This is a genomic window from uncultured Altererythrobacter sp. (assembly GCF_913057185.1).
GTDB lineage: Bacteria > Pseudomonadota > Alphaproteobacteria > Sphingomonadales > Sphingomonadaceae > Erythrobacter > Erythrobacter rubellus.
Genome location: NZ_CAJXNK010000002.1, coordinates 250,135 through 268,556, shown reverse-complemented (window position 1 = coordinate 268,556; position 18,422 = coordinate 250,135). Strand labels below are relative to the sequence as shown.

Below are 18,422 nucleotides of genomic sequence, written 5' to 3'. Positions count from 1 at the left end.
CGCGCCCGCCGCATAGAGCGCGTTTCGCTATGCGAGTTGATTTCACCAAGATGCACGGGCTCGGAAATGACTTTGTGATCCTAGATGGTCGCAAAGAAGCTCTGCCTGTCTTGGATACTGTCACCGCCGCTGCGATCGCGGATCGCCGCAAGGGGATTGGCTGCGATCAACTCATCCTGCTGGAAAACTGTGATCAGGGTGACGCGGATTTCCGCATGCGGATATTCAATTCAGATGGCGGCGAAGTGGAAGCATGCGGCAATGCCGCCCGTGCCGTGGCGCTGTTGCATGGAGTGTCGGCAAAAGTTTTGACTGACGGCGCCGTCATATCGCTGGAACCAACTGATGGCGGCGCAACCGTCGATATGGGTGAACCTCGCTTCGATTGGCAATCGATACCGCTCGACTATGCAATGGATACAGCCTCGATGCCGGTCAGTTGGGGGCCGCTATGCAACCCGATTGCCGTCAATGTTGGCAATCCGCATGTGATTTTCTTTGTCGGCGATACGGATGCGATCGACCTTGGCAATATCGGCCTTGAGATCGAACATGATCCTTTATTCCCCGAGCGGGTCAATGTGAATGTCGCCACAGTGCAGTCCAAAGAGCGGATCAAGCTAAACGTTTGGGAACGCGGCGCCGGCTTGACGCGAGCATGCGGCACAGGTGCTTGCGCGACGGCAGTGGGTGCCATGAGGCGTGGCTTGGTAGAGCGCAAAGTAATGGTCGAATTGCCCGGAGGGGCGCTTCAAATAAAATGGACTGATGACAACCGCATCCTAATGAGCGGCCCAGCCACCGAAAGCTTTCGCGGCAGCTTTGAATGGTCGGACTACGCGGACGGCGAATGATGAGCGGGCCAGAGCTGATCACATTGGGCTGCCGCCTGAATATCGCCGAAAGCGAACGCATGCGCGGTATGCTTTCCGGCGAAGACAATCTGGTGGTGATCAATAGCTGTGCGGTAACTTCCGAAGCGGTCCGTCAGACGCGCCAGGCTATTCGCAAGGCGCGGAAGGCGCGGCCCGATGCGCGGCTGTTGGTCACGGGTTGCGCGGCGGATATCGAGCGCGAGCAGATCGCAGACATGCCTGAGGTAGATGGGCTGATTGCCAACCAGGCAAAGCTTGATCCGCGCGCATGGAATGTGCCGATGGAGGTACCTCCTCTACCGCCAACCCGCACGCGCGCCTTTATCGCGATCCAAAACGGATGTGACCATGCCTGTACCTTTTGCGTGATTCCGCAAGGGCGCGGGCAAAGCCGTTCGATGACCGTCGATGCGGTCAAACGCGAGGTCGAGCAACATCTGGCGCTCGGCGCGCAAGAGGTCGTGCTGACGGGTGTCGACGTGACAAGCTGGGGCTATGACCTGCCCGATAAGCCGCCGCTCGGTGCAATGGTGGGAGAGATTCTGGATGCTTTTCCAGAGCTGCAACGCTTGCGCATGTCCTCGCTCGACGGAATCGAAATTGACGAACAGTTGTTCGAGCTTTTCGCCAGCGAGCGTCGATTGATGCCCCATCTCCATCTCTCACTGCAGCATGGGCATGATTTGATCCTCAAGCGCATGAAACGCAGGCATTTGCGGAATGACGCAGTGGATTTGGTCGCTAAGCTCAAGCGACGCCGTCCGGAGATCGCGATTGGCGCTGACCTGATCGCGGGTTTCCCGACCGAAACCGAAGAACACCACCAGGCGAACCTTTCCATTATCCGTGAATGCGACATCGTGCACGGGCACATCTTCCCCTATTCGCCCCGCCCCGGCACACCCGCGGCGCGCATGCCGCAGCTGGATCGTTCCGCCATCAAGGCACGCGCGAGCGAACTACGCGCGGCAGTCATCGACATGCGCAGCCAATGGTTGCAATCGCTCGTGGGCAAACAGCTTTCTGTCCTCGCCGAACGCGACGGTACGGGCTATGCGCCGAACTTCGCGCGAGTTTCAGTGCCGCAAGGCATTGCGGCGGGGCAAATCGCCACCATCTCGCCTGACGAAGTGATTGAGGGAATGCTCGTATGAGCGAGGCGGAAGCCCCGAAAAAGAGCTGGAGCGAGCGTCTGTTTGGCGGCTTTCGCAAAACCTCTGACCGGTTGAGCGAGAACCTGACCACAGTGGTTAGCACGGCCAAGCTGGACGATGCGACGCTGGACGATGTCGAAGACGCGCTGATTATGTCAGATCTCGGTCCGTCGGCAGCCGCACGCATTCGCGAGCGCTTGCGTGAAAAACGCTTCGGCCTTGAAATCAGCGAGCGCGAGTTGAAAGAAGCCGTAGCGGAGGAGATCGCAGAGATCCTGCGCCCAGTGGCCAAGCCGCTTGAGATCACAGCCTTCCCACGCCCGCAAGTGTTGCTGGTTATCGGCGTCAACGGGTCAGGCAAAACAACCACCATCGCCAAGCTCGCGCATCTGCTTCAGGAAGATGATTACGGCGTGATGCTGGCCGCAGGCGATACTTTCCGCGCCGCTGCGATCGGACAACTCGCCACATGGGCAGAGCGTGTGGGTGTGCCGATTATTCGCGGCCCCGAGGGCGGGGATCCGGCGAGCATCGTTTTTGACGCGGTCAAAGCCGCAACTGACACTGGTATTGATGCATTGATCGTCGACACTGCCGGGCGGCTCCAGAACAAACGCGAGCTGATGGATGAGCTTGCGAAGATCCGCAAAGTCCTCGGACGGCTCAATCCGGAAGCCCCGCATGATGTCATACTCGTGCTTGATGCCACCAACGGCCAGAACGCGCTCGCCCAAATCGACGTGTTCAAGGAAGTGGCTGGGGTGACGGGCCTCATCATGACCAAGCTCGATGGCACCGCGCGCGGCGGTGTGCTGGTCGCCGCAGCTGAGCAATACGGCCTGCCGATACATGCTATCGGCGTAGGCGAGAAAATTGACGATTTGCGTCCGTTCGATCCCGATCTGGTCGCCAAAGTTATTGCAGGGGTGGCGTAATGTCCGAACAGAGAAGCGCGCCCGCCAAGAAGGGTTCTGGCTGGCTCAATGTCCTGGTCGATTATGGCCCACTGCTGGTGTTCCTTGGTGTCTATCGCTGGAATGCGCCTGCAGAGGCAAACCCGGCCGACGAAATTCTCGCGATCATCTACGGCACCATGGCCTTCATGGCCGCCGCCGTAGTGGCGCTGATCACTTCCAAATGGCGGCTTGGCAAAGTCTCCCCCATGCTGTGGTTTTCAACCGCGCTGATCGTGGGATTTGGCGCGCTGACGATATTCTTTGGCGATCCGGTGTTTGTCCAAACAAAGCCGACGATCATCTACGGCGTCTTGGGTGTCGCATTGCTGATCGGGGTCTGGCGCGGGCGGGCTCTGCTGCAGATATTGCTCGAAGCCGCCTTCGAAGGGCTGACCCATGAGGGCTGGCTTAAGCTTTCGCGCAATTGGGGCATTTTCTTCCTGGCTTTGGCAGCGCTAAACGAAGGATTGCGCGCAAATCTCAGCTTTGAAAGCTGGCTCTGGGCCAAGCTATGGGTGTTCTTACCTCTCACATTCCTGTTCACTTTCAGCCAGATACCCATGCTGCTCAAGAACGGGCTGTCATTGGATGATGGCGACGAAGACGCGGAAACTCCTCCACCAGCGAGTTAATCGCGCTCTTGCCATTTTTGTGTCAATCTGCGCAGTGTCCGCGCGTAGCGGGGATTGGCTGACCATTGCCCCCGCGAAAGCTCATAAGGGGGAGTATAATGGCAAAACTTTTTGGAAATCTTCATCTGGTGCTGGCGATTGGTCTCGTCTCAGCATTCGCACTCATGTTCGGCTTTGCAGATTCGGTTGCGATTGACGGAAACTCGATCGGGCGTTGGCTGCACCTATTCTTCGGCGTGCTATGGATCGGCCTGCTGTACTATTTCAACTTCGTACAGGTACCCGGAATGCCCAAGATCGCGGACGAGCATAAGCCGGCTGTGACGAAGACAATCGCACCAAGCGCATTGTTCTTCTTCCGCTGGGCGGCTCTGCTGACCGTGGTGACCGGTCTGTGGATCGCGATGATCAATGGCTACATGGTCAACGCGTTGACCTTCGCCGGAAACTCGTACGAAAACCTGATCGGTGCCGGCATGTGGATGGCGCTGATCATGGCGTTCAACGTGTGGTTCATCATTTGGCCAGCGCAGAAGAAAGTGCTCGGCATTGTCGAGGCAAGCGCTGACGAGAAAGCCGCTGCTGCACCGCGCGCACTTATCGCCAGCCGTCTCAACACGCTGCTGTCATTCCCGATGATGTATGCGATGGTGAGCGCAAATCTGGGCTAACGCCCGGCGATCACTCACTACGAATAACGAAGGGCGCTGCGGGAAACCGTGGCGCCTTTTCTATGTCTGATTATAGAGTGCAAAGCGGACACTACTGATCCCGTGCACCCTGAATATTGGTAACGGCCTTCTGCCAGTCGCGCCACGACGCGGGGTCGCCCGGCATTTGATTAGACCAAATTTCGCGGCTCAAGTCTGACATAAGGATTGCGATGTCATCCGATAACTTGCCTCTTCTCTCCCAATAACTGTTTAGAAACCAAACCATCGCGTCATATGCTTCAAGTTCGTTCAGAGTGCGGAGTTTGTCTGCCGGAAAATCAGTCATGCCACCATGTTACTTGAATATTGCCAACGTCCGCAAATGGGTCGTTAGCGGACCTTAAATCTCTACCTGGCTACCCAGCTCCACCACGCGGTTGGTGGGCAGTTTGAAGAAATCCATCGCAGTCGCCGAGTTTCGTAGCATCCAGGCAAAAATCTTCTCGCGCCAGATCGGCATGCCCGGCTTGTCAGACGGAAGCAGCGTCTGCCGGCTCAAGAAGAAGCTCGTCTGCATCATGTCAAACTCGCCGCCGCACTGCTCCATCTGCTTCAAGCCCGCTGGAACGTCGGTTTTCTCCATGAAACCATAGTGCAGGATGGCGCGATAGAAGCCGTCACCTATATCGTGATATTCACAGCGTTCGCCCGGATCGACATAGGGCACTTCCTCGATATTGACCGTCAGGATCACCACGCGTTCATGTAGCACCTTGTTGTGCTTGATATTGTGCAGCAGCGCGGACGGTACGCCGTTGGTGCTCGAGGCCATAAAGATCGCCGTACCAGGCACCCGCACCGCAGAGTTCTTAGCTGACTTGGCAAAGATCTCCATAGGCAGGCCGCCCTCGGCCATCTGTGCGCGCATCAGCTTGCGCCCGCGCGCCCAGGTCGTCAGCAACGTAAAGGCAATGAAACCGACCATCAATGGGAACCAGCCCCCATCGGGAACTTTGGTGAGGTTTGCCGCGAAATAAGCACCATCCACGATCAGGAACAGGGCGACTACGGGGCCCGCGTACCACCACTTCCATTTCCATACCCCGACCAGCAATACCGCCATCAGCAGCGTATCGATCGTGACTGCACCGGTCACCGCAATACCGTAGGCGCTGGCGAGAGCGGACGAACTCTGGAACGTCAGCACGAGGATGATAACCGCCACCATCAGCGCCCAGTTCACGACCGGAATGTAGATCTGGCCGCCTTCCGTTTCGCTGGTGTGGCGCACATTCAAACGCGGCATGAAGCCCATCTGGATCGCCTGGTGGGTGATGGAGAACGCACCGGAGATAACCGCCTGGCTGGCGATGAAGGTGGCGACAGTTGCCAGGATCACCAATGGCAAGCGCCATTCTTCGCTGGCGAGCAGGAAGAACGGATTGCGCACCACTTCTGCGGCCTGTTCAGGCGGCAAGCCTGCGATCATCGCGCCTTGCCCGAAGTAGTTGAGCAGCAGGCACGGCATCACAAAACCGAACCAGCTCAAGCGCATCGGACCGCGCCCGAAATGGCCCATGTCCGAATAGAGCGCTTCAGAGCCTGTCACCGCGAGCACCACCGCGCCAAGCGCCAGGAACGCCACCACGCCGTCTGTCACGAAAAACATCACCGCATAATAGGGGTTGAGCGCCCACAGAATGTCGGGGTTCTGGACTATCTGCCATCCGCCCAGGCCGGCAATAACCGTGAAATAGACGATCATAACGGGCGCAAACAGCGCGCCTACCTTGGCGGTCCCGCGTGCTTGCAACATGAACAGGAACACCAGCAAACCCAGCGCAATCGGGATAACAAACGGCTGTAGTCCAGCGTCAACCACGGTCAGACCTTCGACCGCTGACAAGACCGAGATCGCAGGCGTAATCATACTGTCGCCGTAGAACAGCGATGTCGCAAACACCCCAAGCAGAACGACCAACCAGCCGTAGCTTGACTTGCCGATATGCCGCGAAAGCAAAGCGACCAGTGCGAGCGAACCGCCCTGCCCCTTGTTATCGGCCCGCATCAGGATGGTGACATACTGGATCGCCACAACCAGCAGCATGGACCAGAATATCAGGCTGACGACCCCCAGCACATGCATCCGGTCAATTGCAATATTGGCCGTACCGGCAAATGTCTCACGAAAGGCGTAAAGCGGGCTGGTACCGATATCGCCAAAAACGATACCGATAGCGCCCACAGCCAGCGCGGTTTTGGACGCACTGTGTGACTTTCCACCCGTTGGTGGCTGATGTGCTGGCGCTGCTGCTTCGCTCATATCAAACGGATTTCCCGCTTTCCCGGTACTGCCCTCACGAGCCTGACTCGCGATCCCGAACATGCCCCCTGTGGCACAAGGCGGCGGCGCTTAGCACTGCGCTTCGCCCCCTGCAAGCCGCTGCGCGCTACTCTTCGACCACCTGCGCGCGTTGTTCAGCGGCATCTTGCGCTTCCATCATACGCCGCATGCTGTCCATTTGCGCTATCAACTGGTCCAATCCGGCCAAGCGAAACTCCAGATCTTGCCGCCAGGGCGCATCTTCCGGGCTGCGCTCCAGCAGTTCGGCCCACACGCGCCGCGCATCTTCTGGCTGTCCTGATCGCAGAAACGCCATACCCAGAAAATAGCCCGCGCCGGGATGCTCCGGGAAGGCTTCCTGCGCCTTGCTGAACGCGGCAATTGCGGGCGGCGTTACCTGACCCTCAGCATGTTCGACCAAAGCAATCGCCAATGCGAGCCAGGTTTCTGCGTCATTAGGATAATCCTTAATCGCATTGCGCAAGAAACCAGCCGCTTCCTCATACCGGCCTTGGCGCGCATAACCATCTGACGTCACCAGATGGCTCGGAGGCGGCGAACCATCATCGAATAGGCTACGCCGCGCTTGCACCAGTTGCTCGCCTGAGCGCATTTGCTCTGCGCCTGCCGCCTTGGGTGCTGCGGGCTTTCCTGGAGAGCCGAACGTTCCATATCCGGCCAGGCCGAATATCAGCACCGCCGCGAACAACATCCAACCTTGCTTCGGCAGCCGCAAGACCAGAATTGCAGTCAACATCGCGGCTATACCAAGCAGTAAAATGGGCATCCAGGCCATCAATCATCGCCCTCGTCGAGAATCTGGTCCAGTCCGCCGACCGATTTACGGCCGATCCGCCGCCACAGAATTGCGCCTGCGACTAGCAAGAGCAGCAGGGGGATTGCGAACAAAGGCCAAGTCGAACTCGTCACACGCGGCGCATAGCTGACATAGTCACCATAGCGATCGATCAACCACTGGCGGATTTCTTCGGGTTCCTGACCCGCCGCGATTCGTGTGCGCACCTGATGGCGCATATCGCCCGCCATTGGGGCATCGCTGTCTGCAATCGACTGGCTTTGGCATTTCAGGCAACGCAGGGATTCCATCAGCGCGACCGCCTCGGCTTCCTGCGCGGGGTCTTCCAACTGTGTGTAGGCATAGGGCGCAGGCGGCAAGTCATCCTGCGCCGCCAATGGCAGCGAAAGGCTGACTATTGCGAGAAGTGGCAGCACGCGCTTCACGATGCGTCCTCCAGGATTTCCAACAATCGCCGGACATCGCGCGCGCGAACATCGCCAATGTGCTGGTGAATGATATTGCCTTCCCCGTCTATCACGAAGGTCTCAGGCACTCCGGACGAACCGATTTCGAGTTGTACTGCGGAGATTTCATCTGCGCCAATGCGGGTATATGGATTGCCGTGGGTCGCAAGAAATTCATCTACGTCTTCACGCTTGTCACGAATGGCCACACCGATAATCTCGACGCCTTCTTCCTTGAGGCTTTCCAGATGCGGAGCTTCCGCAATACACGGCAAGCACCAACTGGCCCAGATATTGAGAAGCTTGGGCTTTCCGTCCTTGAAATCGGCAGTGGTCACACCAGGGCGGGTCTCGCTCGCCGCTGGCAGCTCGAATTCTGGCAAGGCCCGCCCGATCATGGTCGATGGAATGAATTCGTCTTTGGGCTGAAACAGTTGATATCCCGCAACGCCCACGAAGAACGCAAACAGCATTAACGGGACCCATAATGTCCAACGCATTACGCTGGCCCTCCTGCCGGTGCCGCACCATTTTCAACGCGAAGCGCCGCCATATCGGCACGCTCGTCAGCTTCGCGGGCAAGCCTTTGGCGGCGCCGGATATCGCTGGAAAGACGCCCGATGATTGAAAGCGTACCGCCCAAAGCAATCAGCAACCCGCCGTACCAGATCAGCGTGACCAGCGGCTTCCACCACAGCCGCAATTGCCATCTTCCGTCCGGAGACGGCGCGCCCACCACCGCATAAAGCTGCCCATCCCAACGCGTCAGCAACGCGCTTTCCGTAGTCTGCTGAACAGGTGCCCAGAAATGGCGCGACTGAGGGTTGAGAACTACAGGCGCTCCATCGCCGCGCTGCGCCGTGATCCGCGCTTCCACCGCTGTCCAATTTGGCCCGGCGATCGGGTCGACACTTTCCAATGTGATGGTGAAGCCTGAAAGCTGTGTCGCTTCGCCCGGTGCGACCGCAACCAGCTTCTCATCCGTAAATGCGCTTTCACTCGCCATTCCCAGCAGGGCAACTGCAATGCCGAAATGCGCAATGACCATGCCCCATGTCGCTAAGGGGACGCGCAGGAGATTGCGCCCGCGCAACGGCATGAAGCTCGCCACGCCCAAGCCCACAGCGAACGCCAGACCCAGCAGCGGCAGTACGCCGATATCGGATGTGAACAGCACGATTGCCAGTGCAGCCGTAACGACAAGAACCGTGACAATAGCGATCGGCAATTTGATGCGATCAATATTGTCTTCGCGCCAGCGCAGCATCGGGCCAACGGCCATCACCGCCAGCATCGGAATGGTGAAGATCGCGCCGACCGGATTGAAATAGGGCGGGCCGACAGACACACGCACATCAAATGCTTCCGTAAGAAGCGGGTAAAGCGTCCCAAGCAACACAATTCCGAGGATCGCAGACAGCATCACATTGTTGAACACCAGTGCGCCCTCGCGGCTGACCAGAGCGAAACGCTGGCCCTCTGAAACGCTGCCCGCGCGCAAGGCAAACAGCAGCAACGCACCGCCGATGTAAAGGCACAAGAGAGCGAGGATAAATGACCCGCGTTCAGGATCGACAGCGAAGGCATGAACGCTGGTCAGGATGCCCGAGCGCACAAGAAATGTACCCAACATCGACATGGAGAACGCCACAACGCCCAGCATGATCGTCCAGGCACGTAAAGCATCGCGAGCGGCCAGAACGCTGGCCGAATGCAGCAAAGCGGTCGCAGCGAGCCAAGGCATTAGTGAAGCGTTCTCGACCGGATCCCAGAACCACCAGCCACCCCAGCCAAGCTCGTAATAAGCCCAATATGATCCGGCTGTGATACCCAGGGTGAGAAACACCCACGCACCCAGCACCCATGGGCGCATTACGCGTGCAAATTCCGGGTTTACCTGACGTGTCAGCAGCGCGCCCACCGCAAAGCTGAACGCGACCGACAGTCCGACATAGCCCATGTAGAGCGTAGGTGGGTGGAAAGCCAAGCCGATGTCTTGCAACAATGGATTTAGTCCATTCCCCTCGACGGCAGGTGTTGCGAGCCGCTCAAACGGGTTCGAACTCAACAACAGAAACGCATAAAACCCAATGGCAACAAACCCTTGCGAGGCAAGCGTTGCCAGCATGGTCTTTTCAGGCAAGCGCCGTTCCAGCCACGCAATCAGAGCCCCTGCCAGTGCCATGACCGTGACCCACAGCAGCATCGAGCCTTCGTGATTACCCCAAGCGCCAGACAGCTTGAACATCATCGGCTTCATAGAATGAGAATTGGTCGCGACCAGCTTTACCGACAGGTCTGTAATCGCGAACACCCACAGCAGCATCGCAAAACTAAAAACTGCAAGGAAACCCTGCAAGATCGCGGCCGGCCTGACCAAGGCCGCCAACGGTGCATCCGGATTGCGTTGCGCAATCGCTCCGCCCACCAGCTGCAGGATCGCAAGCGCGGCGGACATCCACAGTGCGGCTAGGCCAAGCTCAGCGCTCATTCTTAATCGACCACCGTATCTTCGGGCCGGTAGGCATTTTGATGTTCGGACATTTCCTGAAGCTCGCGCGGGACGTAGTTCTCATCATGCTTGGCAAGCAAATTGTCCGCAATGAACACGCCCTTGGCATCCAGACTGCCCTCTGCGACCACTCCGGAATTTTCGACGAAAAGGTCGGGCAGAATGCCTTTGTACATTACCGGAACGCGTGCGTCGCCCTGGTCAGTCACAACAAATGAAATGGTGATCCCATCAGGCTGCTTCTCGATCGAACCTTCAGCGACCATCCCGCCAAGCCGAACGGCTTGTCCGACCGCGGGCGGGTCAGCCATCATCTGGTCAGGCAGATAGAAATAGTTCGCTTGATTGCGCAGCGCCCATGCGGCGAGCAATCCGGCAGCGACAATCGCCACCATCGCAAAGCTCACCAGCACTAATCGCTGATGTTTGGGTTTGATGCCGCTCATTTGCGCTTCACCTTATCACGTATTGCCTCTGCGCGGCGCATGTCCCACCAGGCCCAAGCGACCATGCCAAGCGTTCCCGCAATGCCCACAGCATAGGCAGCGACAACAAAGTCCCATTGATTGAGCGCCTCATACATTACGCAATCTCCAGCGCCATGCGTCGAAGGCGGACTTCGGCTTGAAAGTCTGCCAGCAATGCGCGCATCCGCGCCAGCACCACGCCGCCAAATAACAACGAGAAGCCCACCACTGCGAACGCCAAAGGCACAAGAAACGTGGGATCAATCGCGCTTTTCCCGATGGAAATGCTCGCAGGTTGATGCAGCGAGTTCCACCACACGACCGAGCGATTGATAATCGGAATATTGATCGCGCCGACAAGCCCGAAGATCGCGGCAATTCTCGGCGACACGCCCTCGCGCGCGACGGCTTGCGAAAGCGCGATATAGCCGAAGTAGAGAAACAGCAGCACTAGCATACTGGTAAGCCGACCATCCCATTCCCACCACGTACCCCATGTTGGGCGCCCCCATATCGAGCCGGTGGCCAAACAAATCGCCGTGAAGACCATTCCCGGGACAGCCGCAGCGCGCGCTGAAATCGCGGCCAGTGGATGCTTCCAGACCAGATAGACAAGGCTGCTAATTGCAATGGCCGTCCAACCACCCATCCCGAGCCAGGCGCTCGGCACGTGGATGAATAGAATGCGCACCGTTTCGCCCATCAAGCGGTCAGGCGGGACATAGTACAAGCCCCAAACCAGGCTGATTGCCACCATGACCAACCCGCTCAGCAGCAAAAGCGGGGTTAGCCAGGCTGCTAGCTTGAGAAAACGGGTCGGATTGGCAAAGCCGTGCATTAACGAAGAGGTCCTTTAGGAGAGGGTATTACAGTGCCTCTCGCTCCTTGCAAGGCTGCAAATTTTCAAGTCCCGTTTCGTTCAACGCCCGATCAAGCGCTGCGCCATCTTGTCCGCCACCACGTCCGGCGTTTCGCCAGTGCTCTCGCTCTCTTGCCACACTTGTTCAAGGCGGTGGGGGATGCGATCAATCCGTGCATTGATCTCGCCATCACCGGCGTTGTCGATGTGGCGCAGAACGTTGATGATCCCACCTGCGTTGATGACATAATCGGGCGCGTAGAGGATACCGCGCTCTTGCAGCAGCTTTCCTTCGGTTCCTGTCGCCAACTGATTGTTAGCACCGCCTGCAACGACTTTGGCCTTGAGCCCATCGATAGATCGCTCGTTCAGGATCGCTCCCAAAGCGTTCGGGCTGACGATATCGGCTTCTATGCCAAGGATCTCGTCAGTGCCCGCTATAGTTGCGCCAAGCTCCTCTGCCAGAGCGGCAGCGCGGCCGTGATTCACGTCCGAAAGAATCAACTGCGCGCCGTCTTCCGCAAGATAACGCGCCATTCCGCCGCCAACGCTACCTACCCCTTGAACGGCGACACGCACCCCTTTGAGGTCATCTGTACCAAGCGCGCGCTTTGCCGCTGCTTTGATGCCCAAATACACTCCGCGGGCTGTATATGGCCCCGGATCGCCGCCCTGGCCGGGAAGGCCCGCCACGTGCGATGTGTGCTGAGACAGGCTGACCATGTCATCCTGAGACATGCCGACATCTTGCGCGGTAATGTATTTTCCGCCCAGACCTTCCACCGCGCGCGCAAATGCTGCCAACATTTCCGGCGTCTTGGTGCGGTTGGCATCAGCCAGGATCACGGCTTTACCGCCACCGGCAGGTAGGCCGGCCATAGCGTTCTTATAGCTCATACCGCGGCTGAGGCGCAGCGCATCGCGCATGCCAGAGGCAGGATCGGCATAGTGCCAGAACCGCGTGCCGCCCGCCGCCGGGCCAAGATGTGTCGAGTGAATGGCAATAATACCGGACAGGCCCGATGCTGCGTCGCGCACGAACACAACTTGTTCGTGATCATCAAAATCGGATTCATTCCAGAAAGCCGTCATTTGCCCATCCTTGTCTCGGGCAGCTTCACAATCGCGCTGAAGAGGAGAAATGGGGCGATCGAGGGGTCTCGAACCCCCGACCTCCGGTACCACAAACCGGCGCTCTAACCAACTGAGCTACGATCGCCATATGCCCCGCCTCACATTCGCAAGTCGAGCCGCGCAAGCGGGGCTGATAAGCTTTGTGGCCGGATGGTCAAGACCGGCCTCAACGGGGGCGAGCCTGTTGCATAGCTCGGCCCATTTGGGAAGCGAAAACTGCGCATTTCCCTGTTGAACGCAAGATTATTTCGCGCTTTCGCTGGGCCGCCCAAATGCCTATCGTGCAATCCATGGCGGGACCGGGCGAATCTTCTACCGATCGACTCTTGGCAAAGGCGGGCATGCAGCGCGCGCCCTCCGCCAAGATAGAGCTGTTTCAGTGCCGGGACTTTCTTTCCGCTGAGCTGTGCGAAGAGCTGATCGCACTGATAGATGCAGGCCGCCGTCCCAGCACCATCGCTGACGATAATGGTGACAGCTATTTCCGCACCAGTGAGACTTGTGATCTTTCAGCGAGCGAACCTGCGGTGCAACGGTTGGAAGCCATGCTGTTAGAGTTGAACGGCATCGATCCTGCGCATGGAGAGCCGGTACAAGGCCAACGCTATGCCGTGGGACAGGAATTTAAAGCACATACTGACTATTTCGCGCCCGACGGTCTGGACTTTCACAAGTTCTGTTCAGTCGCCGGGCAAAGAACCTGGACTTTCATGATCTATCTCAATGAAGTCGTCGCCGGAGGAGCTACACGCTTCAAGACGGTAGGCAAAACATTTCAGCCGGAGGCAGGCAAACTGCTCTGCTGGAATAACCGCCGCCCGGACGGCAGCGTGAACCCGAATACGCTCCATCACGGTATGAAAGTCCGCAAGGGCGTGAAATATGTGATAACCAAATGGTATCGGGAGAAGGAGTGGGGTTAGAATGAGCGACTACACGGATATGGCAGAGAAGCTGCGCAAGCGGCTTGATGACTTGCTAGAGCGAACAGAAGTGATCGAAGATGATTTGCGTCATCCGCTTGATGCTGACTGGAGTGAGTAAGCGGTTGATCTGGCAGATGACGAGGCGCTCGAAGGAGTCGACGACGTTCTGCGTGCGGAAATCCAGCAGATCAGGCTGGCGTTGCTCAGGATCGAGAACGGCACATACGGAACTTGCTCCAAATGCGGAAAGGACATCCGCCGCGAACGGCTCGAAGCGCGGCCGATCGCGACACGGTGTATCGATTGCGCCTAGCGCCCGCGCCAAATGCGAAAAAGGCGGCCCTATGGACCGCCTTCTCTATCCGGCATGCCAACGGATTGGGGTCGGAAAACTTGTGAAGCCGCTTATTTTTTAAGCGCCCTTTACTTCTTAAGGGAAAGCCCGCCGAAGCGCTTGTTGAACGCTGCCACACGGCCGCCTTCTTGAATCTGCTGCTTGCCGCCGGTCCATGCCGGGTGGCTGGTCGGGTCGATTTCGAGCGCGAGCGTGTCGCCTTCTTTGCCCCAAGTCGAGCGTGTCTGGAATTCTGTGCCATCGGTCATCTTGACCGTGATCATGTGGTAGTCTGGGTGCCCTTCGGCTTTCATCTCAAATATCCTTTATAGCTTGCGCCGGTACCGACCGGCGGTGCTGTATTCTGGGAAAGGCGCGCGGATAGAGGTGCGCTGCCCAAAAATCAAGCGATTCTGCCCATCAACTCGGTGGATCGGCGATCATCGCAGTAAATTCACATTCCGTGGTGGTCTTGCCTTCAACGCTGGCGCGCCCTTTGAACTTATAGACCCGGCTGCGTTTCTGCAGGAATTGAACCTCAAGATCGAGCAGGCATCCCGGCGTCACCGGCGAACGGAACTTAGCCCCGTCAATACCCATGAAAAAAACCAGTTTGCCCGTGCCCGCCAGCTCTAGCGTCTCGACCCCGAGGATCGCTGCAGCCTGAGCCAGAGCTTCGATCTGCAACACGCCCGGCATTATCGGTGCGCCGGGAAAATGCCCTTGAAAGAACTCCTCGTTGAAAGACACAGCCTTCACCGCATGAATTCTATCACCCAGTTCGATCGAGCGCACGCGATCCACTAAAAGCAAAGGGTAACGGTGCGGCAGAGCCTTCAAAATCTTGTGAATGTCGTATGGCGTATCGCCGTTTGCGTCACTCATGGCCCTGCCCCCAGTTGTCTGTCGCTTAGCGGCCGCTTGGGGCCTGCGTATTCGCCTGTTGCTGCGCCTGAGCAGCCTGCTGCTGAGCCTGGATAGCCTGAGCGGCGGCCAGAGTCTGCTGGATCTGCTGATAGACAGCCACAACATTGCGGCTTGGGCGCCAGTTTTGCGGCGGCACAATCGCAACCGAAGGCACGTTTGTATTCAGCGCGGCAGTAACCTGCTGCGTGATGTTTGCCTGCGGCGGTGCATAAATGACCGTTTCAGGGGACAGAACTACTTGAACATTCAACTGCTGAACCACCTGCTCGAGCGCCGGACGATACTGAATCAGGATTTGCTCGACAGCGTAAACCCGCGCTGCTTCGATCTGGTCGGTCAACTGCGTGACTTCCTGATCGATCGCCTGAAGGCGGGTTTGCTGTGCGCTCCCTTGCGCCGCCTGCTGTTCGGCTTCGTCCAGCTGGCCATCGCTGTTAGTGTCAAGCTGTTGCAGCAAAGTTTGGCCTTCCTGCTGACGCGCCTGGATCGTGTCGATCTGCGGCTTATAAGTAACCGCAATCTGCTGATAGGCAGTTACGAATGCATTGGAATTGATAACTGCAGCTGGCAGGTTCACAGTGGCCATATTACCTTGAACCTGAGCCGTTGCAGGCACAGCCATGGCGGCTGCGGTCGAAATGCTCGCTGCTGCAAGCAATGATGCGAAGAGTTTCATTAGAATTGAGTTCCTACGTTGAACGTGAAGCGTTTGGTATCATCACCGGGCTGACTTCTCAGCACACGAGCGAAGTCGATCCGGAACGGACCGAAGGGTGAATTCCAGTTGACGCCGATGCCGATCGAGACACGCGGCGAAATTGAATCGCCGAGGAATACCTCACGGAAGCGGCTGTTCTGAATAATCGACGGTGCGTTGGCAGTTACGCCGTCGGCGGCGATAGCATTGCTGCTGAATACAGTTGAGGGATTGCCGTTGGCATCGGTAATAACCTCAAGATAAAGGAGATTACCATCGCCGTCGCGCTGCTGAATGCCATTGGGGTTGTCCTGAAGGATTGGCTTGGTGACAGCGAAAAGAGCACCAACATCCATGAAGATGGAAGGACGCAGGCCCAACTCACGCGCGCCTGTACCCAGTGGAAGTTCGAGCTCTGCACGACCGAGGTAGTAAGCACGACCGCCTAGCGCATCATCAACAACCTGATTTCGTTCAGTCAACGGGATAACACCGCCTTCGCCATCATCGATATAAGGCTGACGGATAACACGCGGGCCCACACCGCGAATATCAAACCCGCGGAAACGCGGTTCACCCAGCTGGAAACGATCGGTCAGAATGACATCATCGAAGCCGGGGCGATTGCTGTCTTCCAATGCGTTGATCGCACCACCTTCGGCAGAGACCGAGAAGATGAACCCTGCACCTACCGGCCAATATTTGGACGCTGTGCCGCGCACTCGAACATATTTCACATTGCCGCCCAGTCCAGCCAACTCGGTCGAGAAGCTGACGTTCTCACCGCGCGTTGGACGCAAGCGGCTATCGAGCGTGCTGTAAACCACGTTCGCACCCAGGATCGAACTGGTACGTTTGCCGATCGCGTCACACAGGAAACGGCCTGCAAACAAGGGCTCACAAGTGCGTATGCCGTCGCCGTCGAAGTCGGAAAAGAATGTATTCTGGTCCAGCGTGATATCGTCAAAGTTCAGCGTGTAGCTGGCAATGAACGACATATATTCTGTGATCGGCACACCTGCACGAAGCGAAAAGCCGGTTGTCGATTGTTCGAACGTACGGTTGCGGTCACGGCTTCGGAAGTTGAAGCTGTTGAACTCGCGCCGGTAGATATCGACACCCGCTGAAATGTTGCGGTCAAACAAGTACGGTTCTTGGAAACTGATTGACGCGGACCGGCTGAAACGGGACCAGTTGACGCTGAAGCCAACCGTCTGACCACGGCCGCGGAAGTTCCGCTGACGAACCGAAGCTGCAAGAATGAAGCGCTCTAGCGAAGAATAGCCGGCCGACAGCTGAAGCTCGCCGGTTGGTTGCTCTTGCACATTCGCTTCCAGAACAATCCGGTCGGGCTGGCTGCCCTCTGCCTGGTTAACTTCGAAGTTTTCCTGAAAATAGCCCAGCGAGTTAATTCGAGCGGTCGTACGCGCGACCTGCAGCGAGTTGAACGCATCGCCTTCCGAAATACGGAATTCACGGCGAACCACCTTGTCCTGCGTCAGCGTGTTACCGTTTACGTCCACACGCTCGACATAGACGCGCGGAGCTTCGCGGATCACGAAGTTGACGTTCATGGTCAGGTCTTCGCGGCTTCTGTCGAAGCGTGGCTGCACATCGGCAAAGGCATAGCCGAAGGTACCAGCGAGCTCGGTAATCTGTTCGACCGTGTCTTCGATCTGTTTCGCGTCGTACCAATCGCCCGTCTGCATCGGCAGGCCGCTTTGCATCCGTTCGCCATCAAAGTCGCGCAGCTGGCTTTCAACGGTCACTTCGCCGAATTTGTACCGCTCGCCTTCTTCCACCACGTAAGTGATGATGAAGTCCTCTTTGTCCGGCGTCAGCTCCGCAACCGCGGAAACGACGCGGAAATCGGCATAGCCGTTCTCGAGGTAGAACGCGCGTAGCTGTTGCTGGTCGAATGCCAGCCGGTCCGGGTCATAGCTGGTGTTTGAGCTGAAGAAACGGTGCCAGCGCGACTGCTTAGTTACCATCGCACCGCGCAGCTCTCCGTCAGAGAATTGCTCGTTACCGATGATGTTGATCTGGCGAACCTTGGACTTGGGCCCTTCCGTGATCTCGAAGACGATATCGACACGGTTCTGAGGCAGCGTGACCATTTGAGGTTCAACCGTCGCGGCGAACCGGCCCTGCCTCTTGTACAGCTCGATAATACGCGCAACATCTGCACGAACCTTTGAGCGGGTGAAAATCTGGCGCGGCGAGAGCTTTATCTCAGGCAGGATCTTGTCGTTCTTGAGGCGGCGATTACCCTCCAGGATTATCCGGTTAATGACCGGGTTCTCTGTCACTTCGATCACGACATTACCGCCATCGTTGCGAATCGAGAAATTGGAGAACAGCTCGGTCGCGCCCAAATCTTTCAGCGCCGCGTCAGCGCCGGCCGAAGTGTATTCCTGCCCAACACGCAAACGAATGTAGCTGAGGATCGTTTGCGCTTCCAAACGCTCAGCGCCGACCACGCTGATGGTGCGGATCGTATTGTCGACCAGCTCTGGTGCTGTGACCTGCTCTGGCTCCGCTTCTGCAGGGGCTGTTTGTGCAAATGCTGCGACCGGCACACCGGCCAGCACAGTTCCGCACAACAAAAGAGTCGCGAGACCGGCAGCGGGCTTCCTACGGCAATCGCCCGCTTTGATACGTCCACTCATATTCGCAAATTTCCCGTCCA

General features: G+C 57.6%; 21 protein-coding genes and 1 tRNA gene. 7 read left to right on the top strand and 15 right to left on the bottom strand.

Annotated elements, in window-relative coordinates:
- Window positions 1-29: 29 nt before the first annotated feature.
- The 5 genes from dapF (at window position 30) to QZ487_RS09160 (ending at window position 4,288) form a co-directional block, all read left to right on the top strand.
- A complete protein-coding gene (dapF, locus tag QZ487_RS09180) occupies window positions 30-854 on the top strand; it encodes a diaminopimelate epimerase (protein ID WP_285975510.1) in 825 nt (274 codons plus the stop codon).
- Window positions 854-2,029 (top strand): MiaB/RimO family radical SAM methylthiotransferase, encoded by a 1,176-nt coding sequence (locus QZ487_RS09175; protein ID WP_285976997.1) that lies wholly within the window; start codon window positions 854-856, stop codon window positions 2,027-2,029. The genes dapF and QZ487_RS09175 overlap by 1 nt, the downstream gene beginning before the upstream one ends.
- Complete coding sequence (gene ftsY / locus QZ487_RS09170; RefSeq protein ID WP_285975511.1) at window positions 2,026-2,964, top strand: signal recognition particle-docking protein FtsY; 939 nt, start codon at window positions 2,026-2,028, stop codon at window positions 2,962-2,964. The genes QZ487_RS09175 and ftsY overlap by 4 nt, the downstream gene beginning before the upstream one ends.
- Window positions 2,964-3,617: an inner membrane-spanning protein YciB gene (locus QZ487_RS09165; RefSeq protein ID WP_285975512.1), complete on the top strand. Its 654-nt coding sequence runs from the start codon at window positions 2,964-2,966 to the stop codon at window positions 3,615-3,617. Before ftsY ends, QZ487_RS09165 begins: the two co-directional genes overlap by 1 nt.
- Window positions 3,618-3,715: 98 nt before the next feature.
- On the top strand, window positions 3,716-4,288 hold the full coding sequence (locus QZ487_RS09160; protein WP_285975513.1) for a urate hydroxylase PuuD: 573 nt from the start codon (window positions 3,716-3,718) through the stop codon (window positions 4,286-4,288).
- 91 nt (window positions 4,289-4,379) lie between these two features.
- On the opposite strand, the gene QZ487_RS09155 is transcribed toward QZ487_RS09160, so the two are convergent.
- The 11 genes from QZ487_RS09155 to QZ487_RS09105 form a co-directional block, all read right to left on the bottom strand.
- The gene (locus tag QZ487_RS09155; RefSeq protein ID WP_285975514.1) at window positions 4,380-4,616 is read right to left on the bottom strand and encodes a hypothetical protein; all 237 of its coding nucleotides are present in this window, start codon (window positions 4,614-4,616) and stop codon (window positions 4,380-4,382) included.
- Between the two features lie 54 nt (window positions 4,617-4,670).
- Entirely contained in the window at window positions 4,671-6,593 is a 1,923-nt protein-coding gene (locus QZ487_RS09150; protein WP_285975515.1) for a potassium transporter Kup, read from the bottom strand.
- A gap of 127 nt (window positions 6,594-6,720) precedes the next feature.
- Window positions 6,721-7,371 (bottom strand): tetratricopeptide repeat protein, encoded by a 651-nt coding sequence (locus QZ487_RS09145; RefSeq protein WP_285975516.1) that lies wholly within the window; start codon window positions 7,369-7,371, stop codon window positions 6,721-6,723.
- A gap of 38 nt (window positions 7,372-7,409) precedes the next feature.
- Entirely contained in the window at window positions 7,410-7,856 is a 447-nt protein-coding gene (locus tag QZ487_RS09140; RefSeq protein WP_285975517.1) for a cytochrome c-type biogenesis protein, read from the bottom strand.
- Window positions 7,853-8,377 carry a DsbE family thiol:disulfide interchange protein gene (locus tag QZ487_RS09135; protein WP_285975518.1) on the bottom strand — a complete coding sequence of 175 codons (525 nt, stop codon included), beginning with the start codon at window positions 8,375-8,377 and terminating at the stop codon, window positions 7,853-7,855. Before QZ487_RS09135 ends, QZ487_RS09140 begins: the two co-directional genes overlap by 4 nt.
- On the bottom strand, window positions 8,377-10,368 hold the full coding sequence (locus tag QZ487_RS09130; protein ID WP_285975519.1) for a heme lyase CcmF/NrfE family subunit: 1,992 nt from the start codon (window positions 10,366-10,368) through the stop codon (window positions 8,377-8,379). The genes QZ487_RS09135 and QZ487_RS09130 overlap by 1 nt, the downstream gene beginning before the upstream one ends.
- Window positions 10,369-10,370: 2 nt before the next feature.
- A complete protein-coding gene (gene ccmE / locus QZ487_RS09125) occupies window positions 10,371-10,835 on the bottom strand; it encodes a cytochrome c maturation protein CcmE (protein WP_285975520.1) in 465 nt (154 codons plus the stop codon).
- Window positions 10,832-10,972, bottom strand: coding sequence for a hypothetical protein (locus QZ487_RS09120; protein WP_285975521.1), 141 nt, complete (start codon window positions 10,970-10,972; stop codon window positions 10,832-10,834). Before QZ487_RS09120 ends, ccmE begins: the two co-directional genes overlap by 4 nt.
- Entirely contained in the window at window positions 10,972-11,694 is a 723-nt protein-coding gene (ccmC, locus tag QZ487_RS09115; protein ID WP_285975522.1) for a heme ABC transporter permease CcmC, read from the bottom strand. Before ccmC ends, QZ487_RS09120 begins: the two co-directional genes overlap by 1 nt.
- Before the next feature lie 81 nt (window positions 11,695-11,775).
- Entirely contained in the window at window positions 11,776-12,807 is a 1,032-nt protein-coding gene (locus QZ487_RS09110; protein WP_285975523.1) for a Glu/Leu/Phe/Val dehydrogenase dimerization domain-containing protein, read from the bottom strand.
- 50 nt (window positions 12,808-12,857) lie between these two features.
- Window positions 12,858-12,934 (bottom strand) — tRNA-His (locus tag QZ487_RS09105).
- Window positions 12,935-13,139: 205 nt separating this feature from the next.
- On the opposite strand from QZ487_RS09105, the gene QZ487_RS09100 reads away from it, so the two are divergent.
- A complete protein-coding gene (locus QZ487_RS09100) occupies window positions 13,140-13,772 on the top strand; it encodes a 2OG-Fe(II) oxygenase (RefSeq protein ID WP_285975524.1) in 633 nt (210 codons plus the stop codon).
- A gap of 202 nt (window positions 13,773-13,974) precedes the next feature.
- Window positions 13,975-14,088, top strand: a complete 114-nt coding sequence (locus QZ487_RS09095) for a TraR/DksA C4-type zinc finger protein (protein WP_285975525.1) — start codon at window positions 13,975-13,977, stop codon at window positions 14,086-14,088.
- A gap of 110 nt (window positions 14,089-14,198) precedes the next feature.
- Here QZ487_RS09095 and rpmE read toward each other — a convergent pair whose 3' ends face one another.
- The 4 genes from rpmE to bamA all read right to left on the bottom strand — a co-directional run bounded on the left by rpmE (window position 14,199) and on the right by bamA (window position 18,402).
- On the bottom strand, window positions 14,199-14,423 hold the full coding sequence (gene rpmE / locus QZ487_RS09090) for a 50S ribosomal protein L31 (RefSeq protein ID WP_285975526.1): 225 nt from the start codon (window positions 14,421-14,423) through the stop codon (window positions 14,199-14,201).
- Between the two features lie 106 nt (window positions 14,424-14,529).
- Window positions 14,530-14,994: a 3-hydroxyacyl-ACP dehydratase FabZ gene (gene fabZ, locus QZ487_RS09085; protein WP_285975527.1), complete on the bottom strand. Its 465-nt coding sequence runs from the start codon at window positions 14,992-14,994 to the stop codon at window positions 14,530-14,532.
- Window positions 14,995-15,019: 25 nt separating this feature from the next.
- Window positions 15,020-15,712 (bottom strand): OmpH family outer membrane protein, encoded by a 693-nt coding sequence (locus tag QZ487_RS09080; RefSeq protein ID WP_285975528.1) that lies wholly within the window; start codon window positions 15,710-15,712, stop codon window positions 15,020-15,022.
- Entirely contained in the window at window positions 15,712-18,402 is a 2,691-nt protein-coding gene (gene bamA, locus QZ487_RS09075; protein ID WP_285975529.1) for an outer membrane protein assembly factor BamA, read from the bottom strand. Before bamA ends, QZ487_RS09080 begins: the two co-directional genes overlap by 1 nt.
- Between the last annotated feature and the right edge of the window lie 20 nt (window positions 18,403-18,422).